Annotated in this window: 17 protein-coding genes; 3 read left to right on the top strand and 14 right to left on the bottom strand. The window is 73.8% G+C overall.

Going from position 1 to position 20,917, the window contains the following annotated elements; translation table 11 throughout:
- Positions 1-122 precede the first annotated feature (122 nt).
- Complete coding sequence (locus tag ACH4S8_RS11660) at positions 123-1,226, bottom strand: carbohydrate kinase family protein (protein ID WP_398392534.1); 1,104 nt, start codon at positions 1,224-1,226, stop codon at positions 123-125.
- A gap of 550 nt (positions 1,227-1,776) precedes the next feature.
- Between ACH4S8_RS11660 and ACH4S8_RS11665 the strand changes: the two genes are divergently transcribed.
- Complete coding sequence (locus ACH4S8_RS11665) at positions 1,777-3,117, top strand: MFS transporter (RefSeq protein WP_398392535.1); 1,341 nt, start codon at positions 1,777-1,779, stop codon at positions 3,115-3,117.
- A 56-nt stretch (positions 3,118-3,173) separates the two neighbouring features.
- Here the strand turns inward: ACH4S8_RS11665 and ACH4S8_RS11670 are convergent, their stop codons facing one another.
- The 10 genes from ACH4S8_RS11670 to hrcA all read right to left on the bottom strand — a co-directional run bounded on the left by ACH4S8_RS11670 (position 3,174) and on the right by hrcA (position 14,236).
- Positions 3,174-4,166: an adenosine deaminase gene (locus tag ACH4S8_RS11670; protein WP_398392536.1), complete on the bottom strand. Its 993-nt coding sequence runs from the start codon at positions 4,164-4,166 to the stop codon at positions 3,174-3,176.
- An 85-nt stretch (positions 4,167-4,251) separates the two neighbouring features.
- Positions 4,252-5,157: a ribonuclease Z gene (locus tag ACH4S8_RS11675; protein WP_398392537.1), complete on the bottom strand. Its 906-nt coding sequence runs from the start codon at positions 5,155-5,157 to the stop codon at positions 4,252-4,254.
- Between the two features lie 6 nt (positions 5,158-5,163).
- Entirely contained in the window at positions 5,164-5,541 is a 378-nt protein-coding gene (locus tag ACH4S8_RS11680; protein WP_398392538.1) for a histidine triad nucleotide-binding protein, read from the bottom strand.
- Positions 5,542-5,646: 105 nt separating this feature from the next.
- Positions 5,647-8,895 carry a S41 family peptidase gene (locus ACH4S8_RS11685; protein ID WP_398392539.1) on the bottom strand — a complete coding sequence of 1,083 codons (3,249 nt, stop codon included), beginning with the start codon at positions 8,893-8,895 and terminating at the stop codon, positions 5,647-5,649.
- 94 nt (positions 8,896-8,989) lie between these two features.
- Positions 8,990-9,544, bottom strand: a complete 555-nt coding sequence (locus tag ACH4S8_RS11690; protein WP_398392540.1) for a hypothetical protein — start codon at positions 9,542-9,544, stop codon at positions 8,990-8,992.
- A gap of 145 nt (positions 9,545-9,689) precedes the next feature.
- Entirely contained in the window at positions 9,690-10,082 is a 393-nt protein-coding gene (locus ACH4S8_RS11695; protein WP_398392541.1) for a VOC family protein, read from the bottom strand.
- Positions 10,083-10,131: 49 nt separating this feature from the next.
- Complete coding sequence (locus tag ACH4S8_RS11700) at positions 10,132-10,881, bottom strand: 16S rRNA (uracil(1498)-N(3))-methyltransferase (protein WP_398392543.1); 750 nt, start codon at positions 10,879-10,881, stop codon at positions 10,132-10,134.
- Entirely contained in the window at positions 10,878-11,972 is a 1,095-nt protein-coding gene (locus ACH4S8_RS11705; RefSeq protein ID WP_398392545.1) for a nitronate monooxygenase, read from the bottom strand. The genes ACH4S8_RS11700 and ACH4S8_RS11705 overlap by 4 nt, the downstream gene beginning before the upstream one ends.
- A 110-nt stretch (positions 11,973-12,082) precedes the next feature.
- Entirely contained in the window at positions 12,083-13,219 is a 1,137-nt protein-coding gene (dnaJ, locus tag ACH4S8_RS11710) for a molecular chaperone DnaJ (RefSeq protein ID WP_398392547.1), read from the bottom strand.
- Positions 13,220-14,236: a heat-inducible transcriptional repressor HrcA gene (hrcA, locus tag ACH4S8_RS11715; RefSeq protein ID WP_398392549.1), complete on the bottom strand. Its 1,017-nt coding sequence runs from the start codon at positions 14,234-14,236 to the stop codon at positions 13,220-13,222. It lies immediately after the preceding gene.
- Positions 14,237-14,411: 175 nt separating this feature from the next.
- On the opposite strand from hrcA, the gene ACH4S8_RS11720 reads away from it, so the two are divergent.
- On the top strand, positions 14,412-15,149 hold the full coding sequence (locus ACH4S8_RS11720; protein ID WP_398392551.1) for an MBL fold metallo-hydrolase: 738 nt from the start codon (positions 14,412-14,414) through the stop codon (positions 15,147-15,149).
- A gap of 186 nt (positions 15,150-15,335) precedes the next feature.
- Complete coding sequence (locus ACH4S8_RS11725; protein ID WP_398392554.1) at positions 15,336-16,142, top strand: DUF3097 domain-containing protein; 807 nt, start codon at positions 15,336-15,338, stop codon at positions 16,140-16,142.
- On the opposite strand, the gene ACH4S8_RS11730 is transcribed toward ACH4S8_RS11725, so the two are convergent.
- The 3 genes from ACH4S8_RS11730 to ACH4S8_RS11740 are packed head-to-tail and all read right to left on the bottom strand — an operon-like array spanning position 16,126 to position 20,909.
- Complete coding sequence (locus ACH4S8_RS11730) at positions 16,126-17,412, bottom strand: hypothetical protein (RefSeq protein WP_398392556.1); 1,287 nt, start codon at positions 17,410-17,412, stop codon at positions 16,126-16,128. The genes ACH4S8_RS11725 and ACH4S8_RS11730 overlap by 17 nt on opposite strands.
- 27 nt (positions 17,413-17,439) lie before the next feature.
- Positions 17,440-18,681, bottom strand: a complete 1,242-nt coding sequence (gene hemW / locus ACH4S8_RS11735; protein ID WP_398392558.1) for a radical SAM family heme chaperone HemW — start codon at positions 18,679-18,681, stop codon at positions 17,440-17,442.
- 47 nt (positions 18,682-18,728) lie between these two features.
- Positions 18,729-20,909: a SpoIIE family protein phosphatase gene (locus ACH4S8_RS11740; protein ID WP_398392560.1), complete on the bottom strand. Its 2,181-nt coding sequence runs from the start codon at positions 20,907-20,909 to the stop codon at positions 18,729-18,731.
- Between the last annotated feature and the right edge of the window lie 8 nt (positions 20,910-20,917).

Below are 20,917 nucleotides of genomic sequence, written 5' to 3' on the forward strand. Positions count from 1 at the left end.
GCCGGGGACGCGCAGGGAACGCGGGACGCGCAGGCCGGCCGACAGGCAGGCAGGCAGGCAGGCAGGCAGGCAGGACAGCGTGACGGCGGGCGTCCTCAGGCCGAGCGGCCGAAGACCGACCGTCAGGCCGAGCGGCCGAAGCCGATCGTCGGGACCGCCCGGCGCAGCGGCCAGGGGCGGGTGACCTCCGGGAGCAGGCCCTCCAGGAAGGCGTACCGGTTCAGGGCCGCCGGGTCCTGGTCGGCGACCGAGTGGACCCGGCGCCACCAGGCGGCGATCTCCGACCAGCCGGGCGCCGACAGCGATCCGCCGAACTCCTGGACGGAGAGCGCGGCGGTCAGCCCGGCGAAGGCGAGCCGGTCGGCCAGCGGCCAGCCGGCCAGGGTCCCCGTGACGAAACCGGCGACGAAGACGTCCCCGGCTCCGGTGGGGTCCAGCGCCTCGACGGCGATCGCCGGGACCTCGGCGCTCTCCCCGGAACGCCCGTCCACGGCGTAGGCACCGTCGGAGCCCAGGGTGACGACCGCCAGCGGCACGTGTTCGGCCAGCGCGTGCGCCGCCGCGCGCGGGCAGTCGGCGCCGGTGTAGCGCATGGCCTCCTCGGCGTTCGGCAGGAACGCCTCGCAGTGCGCCAGATCGGCGAGTCCCGCCAGGTCCCAGCGGCCGGTGTCGTCCCAGCCGACGTCCGCGAAGATCCGGGTGCCGCGGCTCGCGGCCTGCTCGATCCAGGACGCGCGGACCCCCGGGGTCAGCGAGGCGACGGCGGCGCGGGCGCGCGGCGGGCAGTCGGGCGCCGCCTCCTCCGAGGGCGCCTCGTGCCCGTGGCTGACCATGGTCCGCTCGCCCTCGTACGCCATCGACACGGTGACCGGCGAGTGCCAGCCGGGCACGGTCCGCGACGGCGTGAGATCGATGTTCTCGCCCTGTTCCAGGGCGTCCCAGCAGTACTCGCCGTAGTGGTCGTCCCCGAAGGCGGCGGCGAGGGAGGTCCGCAGGCCGAGCCGGGCGAGGGCGGTCGCCATGTTCGCGACGCCGCCGGGGCTCGATCCCATGCCGCGCGCCCAGGACTCGGTGCCGCGCACGGGCGCGGAGTCGAGCCCGGTGAAGATGATGTCCAGGAAGACGGTGCCCGTCAGATAGACGTCCCAGGGCGGGTCGTCGGCCGTGCGCAGCCCGGCGAGCGGGTCGACATGGGCCTCGCGGAACGGTCCCTCTCCGTTGATCACGGTGTGCTCCCTGGGGGTGGTCCGGATCTGGCCAGTGTGCACCACACCGGCCACACGGGCCCGTGATCACGCCGGGGCGTCCGCGGTCCGTGGGGCGGGCGGGACATGTCCCGCCCGCCCGAACGACCCCACACCCGCACCCGCACCCGCACCCGCACCCGCACCCGCAGTCAGCCACGCACGGAACGGACCGGACCGGCCACCACGACGCACCCGCGGTCGGCGACGCACGGGAGGGGCCGTGCCGGTACATCGATGCCCGTCGCCACCGACGGTCACATCTCGCCCAACGGCGACGGGCTGATGTACCGGCACGGCCCCGCCCCACCCACCGGCCCGAACCCGGTACCGGCCCCACTTCGCGCCCGGCGTCCGAAAGAGAACGCCCCTGACCAGGGACTCCGCCGCAAACAAAGAGTGCCTCAGATCACATCATCACGCCTTCTTCGCGGACCCCCCACCTTGATACAAATTGCCCGCGCGTTCCTGTCCGTCGACAGCCGCCCCTCCCCCTCTTCTTGAGCCGCTCTCGCATGCCCTGGGAACGCCCGTGTCCGCCCGCACCCCCACGCCCTGGCCCCTCGTCGCCCTTTTCACGGCCGGGTACCTCGCCGCGTACCTCCTCCCCACCACCGTCGGCCGCCTCGACGCGGCACTCCCGCTGTCGGCCACCCAGGCCGGTGCCGTCGGCAGCGTCCTGCTGCTGAGCTCGGCCTCGGCCGGCTTCCTGCTCGCCTCGCGCGTCGACCGGTTCGGCCCGCGCGCGCTGGCCCGCGCCGGACTGCTCCTCGCGGCCGCCGGCTTCGGCACCGCCGCGCTCACGTCGGCGCTGCCTCTCGTGGTCGGCGGCGCGATCGTCGGCGGTTTCGGTTCCGGTACGGCCACCACGGTCGCCGCGACCGGGATCGCCGGCCGGCCCGATCCCCACCGGGTCACCACCCTGGGCCTGTTCGGCGTCTCCGGACTCGCGGGCGCGCTGTACCTGACCATCCCCCACCTCGGCCCGGGGCACGGATACCCGCTCGCCGCGGTCGCCTGCACGGCGCTGCTCGCGCTGTGCCTGACGGGGCGGCTCCCCGCCCGCGTCCCGGCCGCCCACGCCGTGCGCGCCGCCGCCCCGCTCCCGCACCGCCGCTCCGGCCTGCCGCTCGCCGGCGCGATGCTCCTCTGGTCCCTCGCGCAGAACTCCCTGTGGGGTGTGAGCGGCCGGATCGGTCTGACCCAGGCCGGCCTCACCGAGGTCGAGGTCGGCGTGGTCTTCGCGGTGGCGCTCGGCGCCGGACTGCTCGGTACCGTCGGCGCGGGCGCCCTCGGTCCGCGGCTCGGCCGGGCGCTGCCGATCGGCGGGGGCACGGCATTGATAGCCGGCTGTATCGCGCTGAGCGCGGCGGCCGGCGATCTGACGTCCTTCGCCGCGGGCGAGATCACCTGGAACGCGCTGTACCCGGTCGTGCTCTCGTACGTGATCGGCCTCGCCGCGTCCATGGACCCGCGCGGCCGGTGGGCGGTCCTCGTCGGTTCCGCCTCCTCGCTCGGCACCGCGTGCGGACCGCTCACCGGCAGCCTGCTGTCCGCCCGGGCGGGTTACCCGGCGATGGGAACGGTCCTGGCGGCCGGCCTGCTGCTGGTCGGCGTCCCGATGACGCTCGTGGCCCTGCGCCCGCGGCACGCCGGCCAGATCGTGGAGCTCCCCGTGGCCGAGGCCGCCGCCGCGGAGATCCCGGTGCAGGAGATCACCGTCGTGGAGATCCCCGTCGTGGAGATCGCCGTGGCGGAGATCCCCGTCGTGGGGATCCCACTGGAGGGCGTGCCCGCGCAGCGGAACGCGTACGGGACGGCGGGGCCCCGGCACACGGCGGCCACGCCCGCGCTCGGACCCGTGAGCGCCTGACTCCCGCGGGCGCCCGCCCGCCCCGAGGAGGGGAGGGTGGGCGGGTGCTCGACGGGCTACGGGAACTCGTACGCCTCGACCTCGGCGATGTACCGCGCCCGCCGCTCCTCGTCGTGCTCCAGGAAGGACGCCTCGAACGAGTTGCGCGCCAGCTCCCGCAGCCGCTCCTCGCCGAGACCGAGGGCCTCGCGCACGGCGCCGAAGTTGTCGCCGGCGTAGCCGCCGAAGTAGGCGGGGTCGTCGGAGTTGACCGTGCACAGCAGACCGGCGTCCATCATGGCGGGCAGCGGGTGCTCCGCCAGCACGTCCACGGCACGCAGCCGTACGTTCGACAGCGGGCACAGGGTCAGCGGAATCCGCTCCCGGACCAGCCGCTCGACCAGTTCGGGGTCCTCCATGCAGCGCAGCCCGTGGTCGACGCGCTCGACTCCGAGGACATCGAGGGCCTCGGTGATGTACGCGGGCGGCCCCTCCTCCCCGGCGTGCGCGACGCGCCGCAGCCCCAGCTCCGCCGCGGCCTCGTACACCGCCCGGAACTTGACGGGCGGGTGGCCGACCTCGGCGGAGTCGAGGCCGATGCCGGTGATCCGGTCGAGGTAGGGCTCCGCCGCCCGAAGGGTCTCCATGGCGGACTCGGCCGACTCGTCGCGCAGGAAGCACATGATCAGCTGGGTGGAGACGCCATGGGTCTCCTCACTGCGCCCGAGCGCCCGCCACAGCCCCTCGACGACCGTCCCCATCGGCACGCCCCGGGTGGTGTGCGCCTGCGGGTCGAAGAAGATCTCCGCGTGCCGGACGCCCTGCGCGGCGGCGCGGGCGAGGTAGGCGTCGGCCAGGTCGGCGAAGTCCGCTTCCGTCCGCAGGACGGCCATGAGCTCGTAGTACAGGTTCAGGAAGGTCTGGAGGTCGTCGAAGCGGTACGCCTCGCGCAGCTCCTCGGTGTCCGCGTACGGCAGCGTGACGCCGTTGCGCGCGGCGAGCGCGAAGGCCAGCTCGGGTTCGAGGGTGCCTTCGATGTGCAGGTGCAGTTCAGCCTTGGGGATGGACATCGAAGCATCGTACGGTCCGTCCACCGGTGTATCGAAAACGGCATCTTCCCGGCACCGGGACACCCGGCACCGGTCCGCCGTGTCCTCAGTGCCGCTTCGGGACCGGCACCCGCACCAGGTCGTGCGCCACCGTCAGCTCCCCGTCGAACCCCGCCGCGCGGGCCTCGCGCTCGAACTCCCCGGCGTCGGGATAGCGCTGGCTGAAGTGGGTGAGCACGAGGTGCCGCACGCCCGCCTCCCTGGCCACCCGGCCCGCCTGGCCGGCCGTCAGGTGGCCGTGGTCCGCGGCGAGCTGATGGTCCCCGTCGAGGAAGGTCGACTCGATGACCAGCAGGTCGCAGCCCTCGGCGAGCGCGTCCACGCCCTCGCACAGCCGGGTGTCCATGACGAACGCGAACTTCTGTCCCGGCCGGACCTCGCTGACGTCGTCCAGCGTGACGCCCCGCAGCGAGCCCTCCCGCTGCAGCACGCCGACGTCGGGGCCCTTGATCCCGTGCTCGGCGAGCCGTTCGGGCAGCATCCGCCGCCCGTCCGGCTCGACCAGCCGGTATCCGAAGGACTCGACGGGGTGGGAGAGCCTGCGGGCTTCCAGGGTGTACGCGGGGGTCGTCGCCAGGACTCCGTCCTCCGTGACCGGCACCTCGGTCAGCGGCACGGTCTCGCGGTAGGCGGTGGCGTACCGCAGCCGCTCGAAGAAGTGCGCTCCCGAGAGCGGGTAGTGCGCGGTCACCTCGTGCGGCACCCGGTCGAGGTTGATGCGCTGGATCACCCCGCCGAGCCCGAGCGCGTGGTCGCCGTGGAAATGGGTGACGCAGATGCGGTTCAGGTCGTGCGCGGCGACTCCGGCCCGCAGCATCTGGCGCTGGGTGCCCTCGCCGGGGTCGAAGAGGAGACCCTCGCCGTCCCAGCGCAGCAGATAGCCGTTGTGGTTGCGGTGCCGGGTCGGGACCTGGCTGGCGGTGCCGAGGACCACCAGTTCACGGGCGGACAAGGCCGGCTATCCCGGAGGCCACTGCATGCCGCGGCCGCCCAGGAGGTGGGCGTGCGCGTGGAAGACGGTCTGGCCGGCACCGCTGCCCGTGTTGAACACGACGCGGTAGCTCTCCAGCTTCTCCTCGGCCGCGACCTCGCCCGCCTCGCGCAGCACGTCCGCCGCGACGGCGGGCTCGGCTGCGGCCAGGGAGGCCGCGTCCGGGTAGTGCACCTTGGGGATGACCAGGATGTGGGTCGGCGCCTGCGGGTTGATGTCGCGGAACGCCACGGTCGTGTCGGTCTCGCGCACCAGCGTCGCCGGGATGTGCCCCGCCACGATCTTGCAGAACAGGCAGTCGTCCTGCGGTTCCCCGCCCCCGCCGGGCCTGGGCTCCTGCGTCATGCGTGTGCCTCCTCACGCCGGCCGATCATCACCTCCGCATGCTAGCCGCCCGACCCGGCGAACGGCTCGCGCCGCCGTCCGCCCGCGCCGGGCAGTGGCTCCGGGTCACAGCGGCGGCAGGACGGGCGCGGTCTTCGCCGGGTTCTCCTCCAGTGCGGCCAGCGCGATCCTGACCGCCTCGTCGAGCTGGGTGTCACGCCCGGCCGCGTGGTCCTGCGGCGTCTGGACGACCTCGACGTCGGGATCGACGCCGTGGTTCTCGACACCCCACTCGTAACCCTCCATCCAGAAGGCGTACTTGGGCTGGGTGACGCTGGTGCCGTCGACGAGGCGGTAGCGGCTGTCGATGCCGATGACGCCGCCCCAGGTGCGGGTGCCGACCACGGGCCCGATACCGAGCGCCTTGATCGCCGCGTTGACGATGTCGCCGTCGGAGCCGGAGAACTCGTTGGCGACGGCGACGACGGGACCGCGCGGCGCGTCCTCCGGGTAGCTGTAGGGGCGCAGACCGCGGGGCAGGTCCCAGCCGACGATCCGCCGGGCGAGCTTCTCCACGACGAGCTGCGAGGTGTGGCCGCCGCGGTTCTCGCGGACGTCCACGACCAGTCCCTCACGGGCCACCTCGACCCGCAGGTCGCGGTGGAGCTGCGCCCACCCGGCGCCGACCATGTCCGGCACGTGCAGATAGCCGAGGCGTCCGCCGGACCGCTCGTGGACGTAGGCGCGCCGGTCGGCCACCCACGCGTGGTAGCGCAGCGGCTCCTCGTCGGCGAGCGGCACGACGACCGCGTGCCGCGGATCGCCGCCGCCCGAGGGCGAGATCGTCAGCTCGACCGGCTTGCCCGCCGTGCCGACGAGCAGGGGCGCCGGCCCGGCCACGGGGTCCACCGGCCGGCCGCCGACCGCGACGATCGCGTCCCCGGCGCGCACCGCGACGCCGGGCGCGGCGAGCGGGGCCCGCGCGTCGGGGTCGGAGGTCTCCGAGGGGAGGATCCGGTCGATGCGCCAACTGCCGTCCTCGTGACGGGAGACGTCCGCACCGAGGAGCCCCTGCGCCCGGTCGCCGCCGCCCCATCCGCCGCGCGGGGTGACGTACGCGTGCGAGGTGCCGAGTTCGCCCTGCACCTCCCACAGCAGGTCGACGAGGTCGTCGTGGGTGGCGATCCGGTCCAGCACCGGCCGGTACCGGTCGAGGACGCCGTCCCAGTCGACGCCGCCGAGGTCCGGCCGCCAGAAGTTGTCCCGCATGAGGCGGCCCGTCTCGTCGTACATCTGGCGCCACTCGGCGGCCGGGTCGACGTACTGGCGCACCCGCGACAGGTCGACGGTGATGTTCGTGTCGCTCTCGTCGTCGTTCGAGGCGCGCCGGTCGCTGGGGACGACCTTGAGCTTGCCGTCGGTCCACAGCAGGACCCGCTTGCCGTCGCCGGTGACGGTGAAGTGGTCGGCGTCGGCGGCGAGGTGCTCGATGCGCTGCTGCGCGAGGTCGTACCGCTCCAGTTCGGTCTTCGGGTCCGGGTCGTCCGGGGTGGCGCGGGAGGCGCCGAGCACGCCGCGGACCGGGTGGCGCAGCCACAGCAGTCCGTCCTTGGCGGCGCGCAGCGTGGAGTAGCGGGCGGCCTCGACGGGGAACGGCACGATCCGGTCGGCGAGTCCGTCCAGGTCGATACGGGTGCTGGGGGCGCCCTCGCTGTCGGGCGTCTCGTCCTTGTCGGGGGCCTCGAAGGGCCTGCCGTGCCGCTGCGGTCCGAAGGGGGACGGGGTCGTCGCGGCCAGGGTGATCAGATACGGCCGGGAGCCGCCGACGAAGGCCAGGTCGAAGACGTGCTCGTCGTAGACGGGGTCGAAGGCGCGGGCCGACAGGAAGGCGAGGTGCTTGCCGTCGAGGGTGAACGCCGGCGCGTAGTCCCGGAAGCGCAGCGGGGTCGCCTCGGTGACCGACAGGTCGGTGGTGTTGGCGAGCTTGAGCTGGCGCAGCGGGCGGGGGCCGGGGTGGGACCAGGCGAGCCACGCCGAGTCGGGCGAGAAGACGAGGCCGGTGACCTCGCCGTCCTCGCTGCGGTCGACCTCGCGGACCTCGCCGCTCTCGCGCTCGACGAGCAGCACGCGCCCGTCGTGCGAGGCGACGGCGGCGCGGCTTCCGTCGGGCGCCACGGCGAGGCCGAGGACCCGGCCGAGCGCGCCGGCGGCGAGCCGTCTCGGGGTGGCTCCGGGGGCGACGCCGGTGGCGGGGGCGAACTCGAGGGCGTCGTCGCCCTCCGCGTCGGTCACCCACACCACGTGTTCCTCGCCCTCGGCGCGGAAGGCGCGGGGCATCCGGGCGCGGACGCCCTGCCCGTCGGCGAGGGCGCGGGTGGGGCCGGAGCGGTGGGTGACCCAGTGGACGGCGCCGCGCACGGAGACCGCGCTGCCGCGTCCGGTGTGGTCGGGCGCGGCGGCGGAGAACCAGCGCGAGGCGCTCACGGGGTGCGGCTGCTGGTCGACGCGCTGGCCGCCGAGCCGGATGTCGAGGCGGCGCGGTTCGGCGCCGTCGAGGTCGTCCAGGAGCCAGAGTTCACCGGCGGAGACATAGACCACGCGAGTGCCGTCGGTGGCCGCGTGACGGGCGTAGAACGATCCCCCACTCTCGGCTTCGCTCGAGCGGGAGGTGCCCCCAAGGGGGGTATGGCGGCGCAGGCCGGATCCGTCGGCGAGGGAGGAGTACAGGGCTCCTACGCCCTCGTGGTCGGAGAGGAACGCGATCCGCTCGCCGGCCCAGAAGGGGTGTTCGAGGTTGCCGTCGATGTCCTCGTGCAGCCGGACGAACTCACCGTCGCCGTCCCGGTCGATCCACAGCTTACCCGCCGTGCCGCCGCGGTAGCGCTTCCACCAGGCGGCCTCGCGTCCCATCGGGGCGGACAGCAGGACGACGCCGCCCTCGCCGTGGGCGACGTCGCCGACGGGCCCGTACGGCAGGGTCGTCGCGGGGCCGCCGTCGAGCGGGACGGCCCGGGCCCAGGTGCGGCGCAGGCTGGCCTGGCCGTGGGTGCTGAGGGCGAGCACCTGTCCGTCGGGGGTCCAGCCGCGTACCTGGGTCTTCGCGCTGCCCCAGTACGTCAGCCGTTTCGCGGGACCGCCGTCCAGGGCGGCGGCGTGCACCTCAGGGGCTCCGTCACGCGTCGACGTCCAGGCGACGGTCGTACCGTCCGGGGAGATGCGTGGATGGCTGACCGGTACGTTGTCGGCGCTGACCCGCCAGGCGCGTCCCCCGCCGTCGAGCGGTGCGGCCCAGATGTCGTCCTCGGCCGTGAAGACGGCCAACTCGCCGTGCAGATGCGGAAACCGGATGTACGCGGAGGCTGCGGAATCGGTCACCCGATCACCCTATGCAGCGCACGCGCGGCCCGACAGAGGTTCGGATCACTTGATCCCTGTACGGTCCGGCCCCCGGCCGGGCGGAGTGGGCAGGTCACTTGCCCTGTGAGGGCCAGCAGGTGGGGTCGCCCTTGCACCACATCGTCTTCGTCACGGTCACGGTCACGGTGGGGTTGGGGCCGCCGTACGTGGGGTGGTAGGTGACCGGCGGGGTGGGTCCCGCGCCGCAGTCGCCGAGGCCCCTCACGCGGAAGACCTGCCGGCCGCCGACGGTGGCGCGCAGATCGCCGCGTACGCAGGCGCCGTTGACGGCCCGGGTCACCTTGCCCTTGACGACGATGGCCCGGCCGTCACCGGTCTTCCCCTGACAGTCGACGGTGGCCACGGTTTTCTCGCTCGGCGAGGGCGACCTGCCCGCGGTGGAGGCGGTACCGACACGGGCGGTGCAGGTGAGCCAGCTCACGTCCACGTGCCGGCGTTTCAGTTCCTTGGTCGCCGTCTGGTCGGTCGTGTAGGACACGGTCGCGGTGCTGAGTCCGTCCACGGGCTGACACGCGGTCACCGCGAACACCCCGGCCGCGCCCAGCCCGAGGGCCGTCAGTACCCGTCCGCGCCTCGTGCGGCGCTTGAAATGCCTCAAAGCCCCCATGAATGGCAGCGTGCCACCGCGCGGCAGCACGCGGTAGACCGCATGCGGCCATCGGGGGTACAACCACCCGAAGGTGTTGCCCGGCGGGCCGGGGAGGTCGTAGAGTTCCCGCTTTCCCGGCCCCGGGCGGGTTTCTGACCGGCCGTCAGCCGAGCATCAGCAGCCACTCCTGGAGTTCCACCAGGTTGCCCTCGGGGTCCTTGAGGTGGGCGACGCGCATGCGGTCCGTCATGGGCGCGGGACCGTGCAGCAGGGTGGCGCCCCGCGAGACGACCTGTTCGCAGTAGGTGTCGAGGTCGTCCACCCGCAGCACCACCAGCGACCGGTGTCCGGTCACGGTGTCGCCGAGCTCTCCGAGGATCTCGGCCATCATGGCGCGGTCCTGGAGGGCGATGCCCGCCGACCCGGTGACCGGACTGAACTTCTCGTACGGGCCCTCGGCCGCGCCCGACTGGGGCTTGAGGCCGAGGACTTCGCAGTAGAAGCGATAGCAGGCGGCGAAGTCGGAGACGAGCAGTCGTACCTGAGCGAGTTCCATGGATTCCCCGGTGAGGTGCGGGCGGTGAGGCCGGTCGGCGGGCGGTGGGTCAGGACCAGCGGCCGGTGCGGGCCAGCAGCAGCGCGGCGGCCACGGTCCCGGCCGTCGAGGTGCGCAGCACCGTGCGCCCCAGGTGGAAGGTCCTCGCGCCGGCCTCGGTGAAGAGGGCGACCTCCTCGGCGGAGATCCCGCCCTCGGGGCCGACGACCAGGACGATCTCACCGGAGGCGGGCAGCGCGGCGGTCGCGAAGGGTTCGGTGCCCAGCGCGGTGTCCTCGTGGAGCACGGCGGCGAGATCGGCTTTGGCGAGAAGTGCGGCAACCTGCCGGGTCGTCATGGCGTCCGCGACCTCCGGGAAGCGCACCCGGCGGGACTGCTTGCCGGCCTCCCGGGCGGTGGCCCGCCACTTGCCGAGCGCCTTCAGCCCCCGCTCGCCCCTCCACTGCGTGATGCAGCGGGAGGCGGCCCAGGGGACGATCGCGTCGACGCCGGTCTCGGTCATGGTCTCGACGGCCAGCTCGCCCCGGTCCCCCTTGGGCAGGGCCTGGACGACCGTGATGCGCGGCTCCTCGGCGGCCTCCTCGGTGACCGCGCCGATCCGTACGATCAGCCGGTCCTTGCCCTCGGCGGCGACGACCACACCGTCCGCCCGGCGTCCGGCCCCGTCGGTGAGCGTGACCGCCTCACCGCTGTGCAGCCGTTTCACGGAGACGGCGTGCCGTCCCTCGGGTCCGTCGAGGACATGGTGTCCCTCGCCGTCCGTGTCGAAGTGCTCGACCAGGAACACCGGTGCCGTCATCGGGCCGCACCCTCTTCCGGGATCTCGGCGGCGGCCGACAACGCTGTCCCGGCGGCCGCGATTTCTGCGTTCAGTACCTCCACCAGCTGCCCGGCGGGCAGGTCACGCGCCATGCGGTGCCCCTGCCCGGCCCACAGTGCCATGCCCTGCGCGTCGCCCGCCTTCGCGGCGGCCTTGCGCAGCGGCAGGGTGAGGTGGTGGATCTCGGGGTAGGCGGCGGGGGCGTACGGGCCGTGCTCGCGCATGAAGCGGTTGGCCAGCGCGCGCGCCGGACGTCCGGTGAAGGCGCGCGTGAGTTCCGTGCGGACGTACAGGGGGTCGGTCAGGGCCTGCTTGTGCACGGCGCTCGCACCGGACTCGGGGGTGGCGAGGAAGGCGGTGCCGAGCTGGGCCGCGTTCGCGCCCGCGGCGAGGACGGCGGCGATCTGGCTGCCGCGCATGATGCCGCCCGCCGCGACGACGGGGATGTCCACCGTCTCGCGGACCTGCGCGACCAGGGTGAGCAGGCCGACGCCCGTGCCGTCCGTCTCCGGGTTGTCCCGGTGGGTGCCCTGGTGTCCGCCGGCCTCGATGCCCTGCACGACGACCGCGTCGGCGCCGGCCCGCTGCACGCCCAGGGCCTCCTCGGCGGTGGTGGCGGTGACCAGGGTGAGGGTGCCGGCGCGGCGCAGCGACCGGAGCACCTCCGGCTTCGGGACGCCGAAGTGGAAGGAGACCGCCGCGACCGGGTTGTCGAGGAGGACGGCGAGTTTGGCGTCGTAGCCGTCGTCGCGGCCGCTGTCCGGGTCGCCGAGCTCGGTCTCGTACCAGGCGGCCTCGCCGGCGAGCTGGTGGGCGTACACCTCGACCGCGGCGGCGTCCGCGTGCTCGGGCTGCGGGAGGAACAGGTTGACGCCGAAGGGACGGCCGGTCAGCCCGCGCAGCTGCTTGATCTCCTGGTACATGCCGTCGGCGGTCTTGTACCCGGCGGCGAGGAAGCCGAGCCCTCCGGCCTCGGACACGGCGGCCGCGAGCTGCGGGACGGAGACTCCGCCCGCCATGGGGGCCTGCACGATCGGGTGAGGGAAGAGATCGGTCAGCGCGGAGGACATGACGGCATGTTGTCACGTCCCCCGGACAAGTCCGAATCCGCCAGTCCGCCCGGAACCGGCCTTCCGTACGAAGGGCACGGGGCGTCTCCCGCCCCGTGCCTCCGCCTGGATCACCGGCCGTTGAAGGCGTCCTTCAACCGGGAGAAGAGCCCCTGCTGACCGGGCTGGAACTGACCGGTGGGCCGCTCCTCACCGCGCATCTGCGCCAGCTCGCGCAGCACCCGCTCCTGCTCCGGGTCGAGCTTGGTCGGCGTCATGACCTCGACGTGCACGACGAGGTCGCCGCGGCCGCCGCCGCGCAGGTGCGTGATGCCCCGGCCGTGCAGCGGGATCGACTGGCCGGACTGCGTGCCCGGACGGATGTCGACCTCCTCCATGCCGTCGAGGGTCTCCAGCGGCACCTTGGTGCCGAGGGCCGCCGCCGTCATCGGGATGGTGACCGTGCAGTGCAGGTCGTCGCCGCGCCGCTGGAAGGTCGAGTGCGGCAGCTCGTGGATCTCGACGTACAGGTCGCCGGCGGGGCCGCCGCCGGGGCCGACCTCGCCCTCGCCCGCGAGCTGGATGCGGGTGCCGTTGTCCACACCGGCCGGGATCTTGACCGTGAGGGTGCGGCGGGAGCGGACCCGGCCGTCGCCCGCGCACTCGTGGCACGGGGTCGGGACGACGGTGCCGAAGCCCTGGCACTGCGGACACGGCCGCGAGGTCATGACCTGGCCGAGGAAGGACCGCGTCACCTGGGACACCTCGCCGCGACCGCGGCACATGTCACAGGTCTGCGCGGCGGTGCCGGGCGCTGCGCCCTCGCCGTTGCAGGTGCCGCAGACGACGGCCGTGTCGACCTGGATGTCCTTCGTGGTGCCGAAGGCCGCCTCGTCGAGCTCGATCTCCAACCGGATCATGGCGTCCTGGCCGCGGCGGGTGCGCGAGCGCGGTCCGCGCTGCGACGCCGTGCCGAAGAACGCGTCCATGATGTCCGAGAAGTTCCCGAAGCCGCCCTGGCCGAAGCCGGCGGCGCCGGCGCCGCCCTGCTGGGACAGCGGGTCGCCGCCGAGGTCGTAGACCTGCTTCTTCTGCGGGTCCGACAACACCTCGTACGCGGCGTTGATCTCTTTGAACCGCTCCTGCGTCTTCGGATCGGGATTGACGTCCGGGTGCAGCTCGCGAGCGAGCCTCCGGAACGCCTTCTTGATCTCGTCCTGGGACGCGTCGCGGCGCACGCCGAGTACGGCGTAGTAGTCCGTGGCCACTTACGACTCCGCCAGGATCTGTCCGACGTACCGTGCCACCGCTCGTACCGCTCCCATCGTTCCCGGGTAATCCATGCGGGTCGGGCCGACCACGCCGAGTTTGGCTACTGCCTCGCCGCCCGAACCGTAGCCGACGGAGACCACGGACGTGGAGTTGAGTCCCTCGTACGCGTTCTCGTGCCCGATTCGCACGGTCATGCTCGAATCTCCGGCCTCCCCAAGCAACTTGAGGAGCACGACCTGCTCCTCCAGCGCTTCGAGCACCGGCCGGATGGTGAGAGGGAAGTCATGTCCGAAACGCGTGAGATTGGCGGTGCCGCCGATCATCAGACGCTCCTCGGTCTCCTCGACGAGTGTCTCCAGCAGGGTGGAGAGCACTGTCGAGACCGTACCCCGGTCGTCCGCCTCGAAGGCTTCGGGGAGGTCCTGGACGAGCTGCGGGACGTCCGCGAAGGGGCGCCCCGCGACCCGGCTGTTGAGCCGGGCGCGCAGGTCCGCCAGCGACGTCTCACCGAACGGCGCCGGGCAGTTGATCATGCGCTGCTCGACCCGGCCGGTGTCCGTGATCAGCACGAGCATCACCCGTGCGGGAGCCATCGACAGCAGCTCCACGTGGCGCACGGTCGAGCGGGTCAGCGAGGGGTACTGCACGACGGCGACCTGCCGGGTGAGCTGCGCGAGCAGCCGCACGGTCCGTCCGACGACGTCGTCCAGGTCGACGGCGCCGTCCAGGAAGTTCTGGATGGCGCGGCGCTCGGGCGCGGTCATCGGCTTGACGCCGGCGAGCTTGTCGACGAAGAGGCGGTAGCCCTTGTCCGTGGGGATGCGCCCGGCACTGGTGTGCGGCTGGGCGATGTACCCCTCGTCCTCCAGGACCGCCATGTCGTTGCGGACGGTCGCCGGCGAGACGCCGAGACGGTGCCGCTCGGTCAGCGCCTTGGAGCCGACCGGCTCCTCGGTGCCCACGTAGTCCTGGACGATGGCGCGCAGCACCTCCAGCCTGCGTTCGCTGAGCATCGCGCACCTCCAGAAGTCGACTCGGTGGTCTTCGTGGCCTTCGCGGCATTCGTCTGGCACTCAGCGCACGCGAGTGCCAACGTCCCCCGCCCAGTGTACGGCGGTGAGGCACGCCCCGGGCAAGGGCGGGCCTGCGATGTCGTGCACGGCACCCGGTCACCGTTAGCGTCGCCGCATGAGGCTGACTTGGGAAGAGCTGGGATGGGAAAGGGTGGCGCCCCGGGTGGGGCGACGGCGGCTTCCCGGCTGGGACTGCACGGCCGGGCTCGTCGTCGGCGAGGGGGCGGCGCTGATGATCGACGCGGGGTCGAGCCTCGCGGAGGGCGCCCGGCTGCGCGCCGACGCGCTGGCCCTGACCGGCGCACGTGTGACCCATATCGCGCTCACCCACCCGCATTTCGACCATGTCTTCGGTGCCGCGGCGTTCGCCGGCGTGGAGATCTTCGCCGCCGGCGGCTCGTCCGAGGGGTACGAACGCGGCCGCGGGGAACTGTGCGCGGACGCGGTGCGCAACGGTCTCGACCCGCGGGCGGCGGAGGAGGCGGCCGACACCCTCGTACGTCCGCGGCACTTCGTCCGGGGCACCTGGGAGCTGGAGCTCGCCGGCGGCGTCGAGGTCCGGCTGGTGCGGACGGGCGAGGGCCACACCGCCCACGACCTCGCGGTCGTCGTGCCGGGCGACCCGACGGTGGTGTTCTGCGGCGACCTGGTCGAGGAGTCGGGCGAACCGCAGGCGGGCCCCGACGCCGTGCCGTCGCGCTGGCCGACGGCTCTCGACCGGCTGCTGGAACTGGGCGGCGAGGACGCGCTGTACGTCCCCGGGCACGGGGCGGTCGTGGACGCCGCGTTCGTACGGGCCCAACGGGACGCCTTGGCGGCGCGCTTCGGCACGACGGGTCGCACGACGGATTAGGCGGGTCCGGCACGGGGAGGCCGGGCACGCCGGGTTCCGGCTCGGCGGGGCCGGGGAGGCCGGGGCCGGGGAGGCCGGGGCCGGGGAGGCCGGGGCCGGGTCCGGGTCCGGGTCCGGAGAGGCCGGGCACGGCGGGTTCCGGCGTGTCGCGGTGAGCCCCGCCGGACTTCTCCTATCGTCATCCGAATGCGCCAGTACTCTCCGGACCTGACCCCGCCGTGGAAGAAGCCCTCGTCCGTGCCCGAGGTCCCGGCGGACCCGGGTCTGGTCGTCGAGGAGCCCGGCACCGGCTTCTGCGGCGCGGTGATCCGCTGCGAGGCGGGCACGGTGACCCTGGAGGACCGCTTCGGCAAGCACCGGGTGTTCCCGCTGGAGCCGCGCGGCTTCCTCCTGGAGGGGAAGCCGGTGACGCTGGTCCGCCCGGCGGCCGCGGCACCGGTCCGGCCCGGCCGGACGGCATCCGGCTCGGTGGCGGTCCCCGGCGCCCGCGCCCGGGTCGCGCGCGCCGGGCGCATCTACGTCGAGGGCCGCCACGACGCCGAGCTGGTCGAGCGGGTCTGGGGCGACGACCTGCGCGTCGAGGGCGTCGTCGTGGAGTACCTGGAGGGTGTCGACGACCTCCCGGCGGTCGTCGCCGCGTTCGCCCCGGGCCCCGACGCCCGGCTCGGCGTCCTGGTGGACCACCTGGTCCCGGGCTCGAAGGAGTCCCGGATCGCGCAGGCGGTCACGAGCGAGCACGCCCTGGTGCTCGGCCACCCGTACATCGACGTCTGGGAGGCCGTGAAGCCGTCCTCCGTCGGCATTCCGTCCTGGCCCCGCGTCCCGCACGGCCAGGACTGGAAGACGGGCGTCTGCCGGGCCCTGGGCTGGCCGGAGAACACCGGCGCGGCCTGGCAGCACGTCCTGTCCCGGGTCCGCTCCTACAAGGACCTGGAACCGGCGCTCCTGGGCCGGGTGGAGGAACTGATCGACTTCGTCACGGCGCCGGAGTGACCGCCCGGCCTCCGGTGCCCCGGGTCCGGCGCCGGTGCCCCTTCAGATCCGGGTCCCCGCTGTGGCCGGACGCCATCCGCTGCCCGCCGAACCAGAGGTCCGGTGCCCACCGGAGGCAGCCCGCCGCCACGGCGTGCCGAGCGTCGGAGGGCTGGAGGGAGACGCTGTACCGGAGCCGGGGCAGGTCCGGCCGCAGCGGCTCGCTGTCACGGACGAACAGCCACAGCTGCGGGTCGTCGCGGTCGATCCCGCCCTTCGGACAGAGCTGGAGCGTGCGCAGCCACCCCTCCTCGTAGATGCCGACGCCGGCCAGCGAGTCCCACGCCACGGTCGTGGACCGCCCGCGCCAGGAGACGTGGAACCCGGCCGCGTCCATCGTGACGCGACGGCTCCACTGCCATCGCAGGCCTCGGACGACGAACCGCAGGACCACCCCGGTGAGCAGCACCGGCAGGACGGCGACCGCGTACCGGACGAACGCGCCCACGCCGTGAGCGTGCCCGTGCACGAGCAGCCAGGTGATCCACGCGTACAGCGCGATCGTCGGCAGGGCCACGGCGATGCGCCGACGGGCCAGGATCACACCCCGGTGGACGACCACCGTGTCCCCGATGTCGACCGGCTCGAACACCACCGGTTCGCGCGCCGCGGAGCCGGGCTGCGCGGCCGTCCGCTCCCGGTGGCCCTTCTCGTCCGGCGACCCCAGGTACGACATCGGCTGCTCCTTGCGCCCGAACCACAGCTCGGGCGCCCATTGGTTCAGCGCGTTCTCGTACTTCTTGTGGGCCCCGCCGACATCGAAGCGGTACCGGAGCCGGGGCAGCTCGGGCCGGAGCGGGTCCGCGTCGCGGACGAACGTCCACAGCAGCGGGTCGTCGCGGTCGATCTCGCCGCTCGGACACAGTTCGAGCGTGAAGACGACCTGATTGCGGTTCCGCGCCCAGTAGACGCCCACTCCCGCCAGCGAGTCCCAGCGGATCAGCGCGGCCTCCTTGCCGCGCACCCACCAGAACCCCGTGGCGTCGAAGGCGACGGTCCAGCGGCGCGCCCTCCAGCGGGAGACGAACAGGATCACCCCGGCGGGCCCCAGGGCCATGAGGATCACGACAAGGATCCACGCGAGGCCGATGTCCTCGCCCGTCGCGGCGATCCAGCAGCCCAGCACGCCGCCCCCGAGCAGCAGCAGCACGCCCGGAATCGCGGTCAGCAGCCTGCGCAGGCCGTAGCGCAGAACGGTCGCGTCCTCGGCTGGCCATACATCAGCGATCATGGCCGCGGACTGTACGCGAACGTTTGTTCAGTCCACCAGATCCCGGACGACGGCGTCCGCGAGGAGGCGGCCGCGCAGGGTGAGGACGGCACGGCCGGCGTCGTACGGGCCCGGTTCGAGGAGTCCGTCGGACAGCGCGCGGCGGGAGGCCGCGAGGCCGTCCGGGCGGAGCAGGGAGAGCGGGCAGCCCTCGCGCAGCCGCAGTTCGAGGAGGATCCGCTCGACCCGGCGGTCCTCGTCTGACAGCAGCTCACGCCCCGCCCCCGGGGAACGGCCGGAGGCCAGTGCCGCCGCGTACGCCCCCGGGTGCTTCACGTTCCACCAGCGAACACCGCCGACATGGCTGTGCGCGCCGGGGCCCGCGCCCCACCAGTCGGCGCCCCGCCAGTAGAGCTCGTTGTGCAGACAGCGGCCGGCCTCGGAGGTGGCCCAGTTCGACACCTCGTACCAGTCGAAGCCCGCCGCCGACATCACCTCGTCCGCGATGAGATAGCGGTCCGCGTGCACGTCGTCGTCCGTCATGGGGACCTCGCCGCGGCGGATGCGGCGCGCGAGCTGTGTGCCCTCCTCGACGATGAGCGCGTACGCGGAGATGTGGTCGGGACCGGCACCGAGGGCCGCTTCGAGCGAGGCCCGCCAGTCGTCGTCCGACTCCCCCGGCGTGCCGTAGATCAGGTCCAGGTTCACATGTGCGAAGCCGGCCGCGCGGGCCTCGGCGACACAGGCCTCGGGACGGCCGGGGGTGTGCGTGCGGTCGAGCACCTTCAGGACGTGCTGCCGGGCGCTCTGCATGCCGAAGGAGATCCGGTTGAAGCCTCCGGCGCGCAGGGTCGCGAGGTACTCCGGGCCGACCGACTCGGGGTTCGCCTCCGTCGTGATCTCCGCGTCGTCCGCGAGCCCGAACTCGTCCCGGATCGCGCCCAGCATCCGGACGAGATCGTCGGCGGCCAGCAGCGTGGGGGTACCGCCGCCGACGAAGACCGTGCGGACCGGGCGGGGGTCGTCGCCGAGGACCTTGCGGGCGAGCCGGATCTCGTCGGTCAGGGTGTCCGCGTAGTTGTCGCGGGAGGCGAGCACACCTCCGCTGCCGCGCAGCTCGGTCGCCGTGTAGGTGTTGAAGTCGCAGTAGCCGCAGCGGGTCGCGCAGTACGGCACGTGGAGATAGAACCCGAGGGGCCGCTCGGCGGCCCCGGCCAGGGCGTGCGCGGGCAGCGCCCCGTCGTCGGGGACGGGCTCACCGTCGGGAAGTGTGGAAGGCATGCCTTCCATTGTCCAGCACGGACGGGGTCCGGCGGCCCCGGTCCGGGTGAGCCCCGTTACTCCGCCTGCAGCACCAGCAGGGCCATGTCGTCCTCCGGCGGACGGGTGCCGAACGCGTGGACCAGTGCTCGGATCCGTTCCGCGATCAGCTCGGCGTTCAGGCCCGCGCAGCCCGCGAGGGCGTGCGCGAGACCGTCGTCGTCGTCGAACTGGCGGGACCCGTCGCGCCGCTCCGTCACCCCGTCGGTGACGCACAGGAGGGTGTCACCGGGGTACAGCTCGAAGGACTCGGAGGTGTATTCGGGGTCCTCGAAGACGCCGAGCAGGGTCTGCGGCCTCGCCATCTCCCGCACCGAGCCGTCGGGGGCCAGCAGCAGGGGCAGCGGGTGTCCGGCCGAGGCGAGCGTGCAGCGCACACCGCCGTCGAAGGGGACCAGCTCGCCGTAGAGCATGGAAAGGAAACGTGTCTGCGGGCCGAGGTCGGTGCCGAGCCCGGGTCCGCCCGCGGCCACGAGCGCGCGGGCCGCCGCGTCCGCCGTCTCCGTCGCGTCGTCGAGGAGGAGCTGGTTGAGACGGTCGAGGACGTCCGCGACGTCGTAGCCCTCGCGGGCCAGCAGCCGCAGCCAGGGCCGGGCCAGGCCGATCACGACGGCGGCCTCCGGCCCCTTGCCCTGGACGTCGCCGACGGCGAAGCACCAGCGCCCGTCTCCGGCCGGGAACACGTCGTAGAAGTCACCGCTCGGCCCGCCCTTGTCGAGCGGCTCGTAGACGAGGGCGCTGCGCACCCCGGGGATCTCGGCGACCGCACCCGGCAGCAGCCCGCGCTGCAGGACCCGGCTGATGGTGGCCTGGCGCGCGTACTGGCGGGCCGCGCCGATGGCCAGGGCGATACGGCGGCTGAGGTCCTCGACGAGTCCGGTGACCTCGTCGGGGAAGGCGGGCGGTCCGGCCCGCCCGATGACGAGCGTGCCCAGCGGCCGGCCGCCCGCGATCAGCCGGTACGCCAGTGCCGCCCCGCTCACCCCGCGGGCGCCCAGCACCTCGCCGGGCCAGGGCACCGGGACGGCCCGGGAGCGCACCGCGTCGGGCAGCCGCGGCGGGTCCTTCTCCAGGGCGTCGCGCAGCCCCTCGACGAGGTTCTCGCTGCCGTGCCAGACACGGGCGAGGCGGGGGCCGAGGGCGAGGCCGAGACCGCCGGCCCGGTCGGTGGCCTCGTCCTCCAGCCATACGGCGCACCAGTCGGCGAGGCGCGGGACGAGGAGCTGTCCGGCCAGCGCCGCGACCAGGTCCTCGTCGAGCTGCCCGGCGAGCAGGTCCGAGGCCTCGGCGAGAAAGGAGAGGGCACCCCGGTCGAGCCAGTCGTGGCCCCGTGCGGTGCCCGGGGCGCGGCCGGCGCGGTACGGCTCCTGGCCGGCCCCCGGCCCGTACCCCGAAACCCGCCCTTCGGCGTACACGCAGGGTCCGGGCCCGGCCGGCTCGGAACCGCCCGTGGACCCCGCGCAGCCGCCCGGGTCCGCGAACCCGCTCGTTCCCGCGAGATCCCCGGCGTCCCCGAATTCCCCCGGTCCGGGAAAGCCGTCGGCGTCCGTGAACCCTCCCGCCGCCGGCAGCCCGCCCGTGCGCGCGAATCCGCCCGGTCCGAGGAGAGCGCCCGGGTCCGCGAACCCGCCCGGCAGGCGCGGGTCGCCGGCGTCCGCGAGGACGTCCGTCCCCGCCAGGGCGCCGGCGGCCCCGTCGACCAGCAGCCTCGACCACACCGTCTTGACGCCCGGACGATAGGTGATTCCCCAGGCCTCGGAGAGCGCGGAGACCAGGCGCAGACCCCGCCCGTACTCCGGTGTCCCGTACGGCGGCTCGGCGCTGTCCTCCCGTATGGCGCGCGAGGGGTGGTGGTCGGAGACCTCGACGACCAGCGGGCCGGGCGGGCCGTCGGCCGAACGCTCCAGGCGGCACACCAGCTCGACGTCGGTGCCCGCGTGCACGACGGCGTTGGTGACCAGCTCGCTGACCACCACGGCCGCGTCGTCGGTGAGCCGGTCGTCGATGATCTCCGCGCCGGGCAGGGCCACTTCGGTCCAGCTCAGGAGTGTGTCCCGGAGGAATCGGCGCGCGGCCGCGGGGGCGAGCGGAGTGCCCGGCAACGATGTGCGCGACACGACGTCCTGGCCGGCCCGGTGGTGCGCGAGCGCGTCCGGTGCGCACGCCGTGGACTCCCGTTGCGTCGGAATGGCCCCCACTGTGCGGC

The organism is Streptomyces sp. NPDC021080 (genome assembly GCF_044333225.1).
In the GTDB taxonomy this organism is placed as follows: domain Bacteria; phylum Actinomycetota; class Actinomycetes; order Streptomycetales; family Streptomycetaceae; genus Streptomyces.

What these genes read in the sequence shown, in the direction of transcription:
- ACH4S8_RS11670 (WP_398392536.1), bottom strand. Translation starts at nt 4,166, where the DNA reads ATGTCCATCCCCAAGGCTGAACTGCACCTGCACATCGAAGGCACCCTC.
- ACH4S8_RS11680 (WP_398392538.1), bottom strand. Translation starts at nt 5,541, where the DNA reads ATGACGCAGGAGCCCAGGCCCGGCGGGGGCGGGGAACCGCAGGACGAC.
- ACH4S8_RS11690 (WP_398392540.1), bottom strand. Translation starts at nt 9,544, where the DNA reads ATGGGGGCTTTGAGGCATTTCAAGCGCCGCACGAGGCGCGGACGGGTA.
- ACH4S8_RS11695 (WP_398392541.1), bottom strand. Translation starts at nt 10,082, where the DNA reads ATGGAACTCGCTCAGGTACGACTGCTCGTCTCCGACTTCGCCGCCTGC.
- ACH4S8_RS11700 (WP_398392543.1), bottom strand. Translation starts at nt 10,881, where the DNA reads ATGACGGCACCGGTGTTCCTGGTCGAGCACTTCGACACGGACGGCGAG.
- ACH4S8_RS11705 (WP_398392545.1), bottom strand. Translation starts at nt 11,972, where the DNA reads ATGTCCTCCGCGCTGACCGATCTCTTCCCTCACCCGATCGTGCAGGCC.
- hrcA (WP_398392549.1), bottom strand. Translation starts at nt 14,236, where the DNA reads ATGCTCAGCGAACGCAGGCTGGAGGTGCTGCGCGCCATCGTCCAGGAC.
- ACH4S8_RS11720 (WP_398392551.1), top strand. Translation starts at nt 14,412, where the DNA reads ATGAGGCTGACTTGGGAAGAGCTGGGATGGGAAAGGGTGGCGCCCCGG.
- ACH4S8_RS11725 (WP_398392554.1), top strand. Translation starts at nt 15,336, where the DNA reads ATGCGCCAGTACTCTCCGGACCTGACCCCGCCGTGGAAGAAGCCCTCG.
- ACH4S8_RS11730 (WP_398392556.1), bottom strand. Translation starts at nt 17,412, where the DNA reads ATGATCGCTGATGTATGGCCAGCCGAGGACGCGACCGTTCTGCGCTAC.
- hemW (WP_398392558.1), bottom strand. Translation starts at nt 18,681, where the DNA reads ATGGAAGGCATGCCTTCCACACTTCCCGACGGTGAGCCCGTCCCCGAC.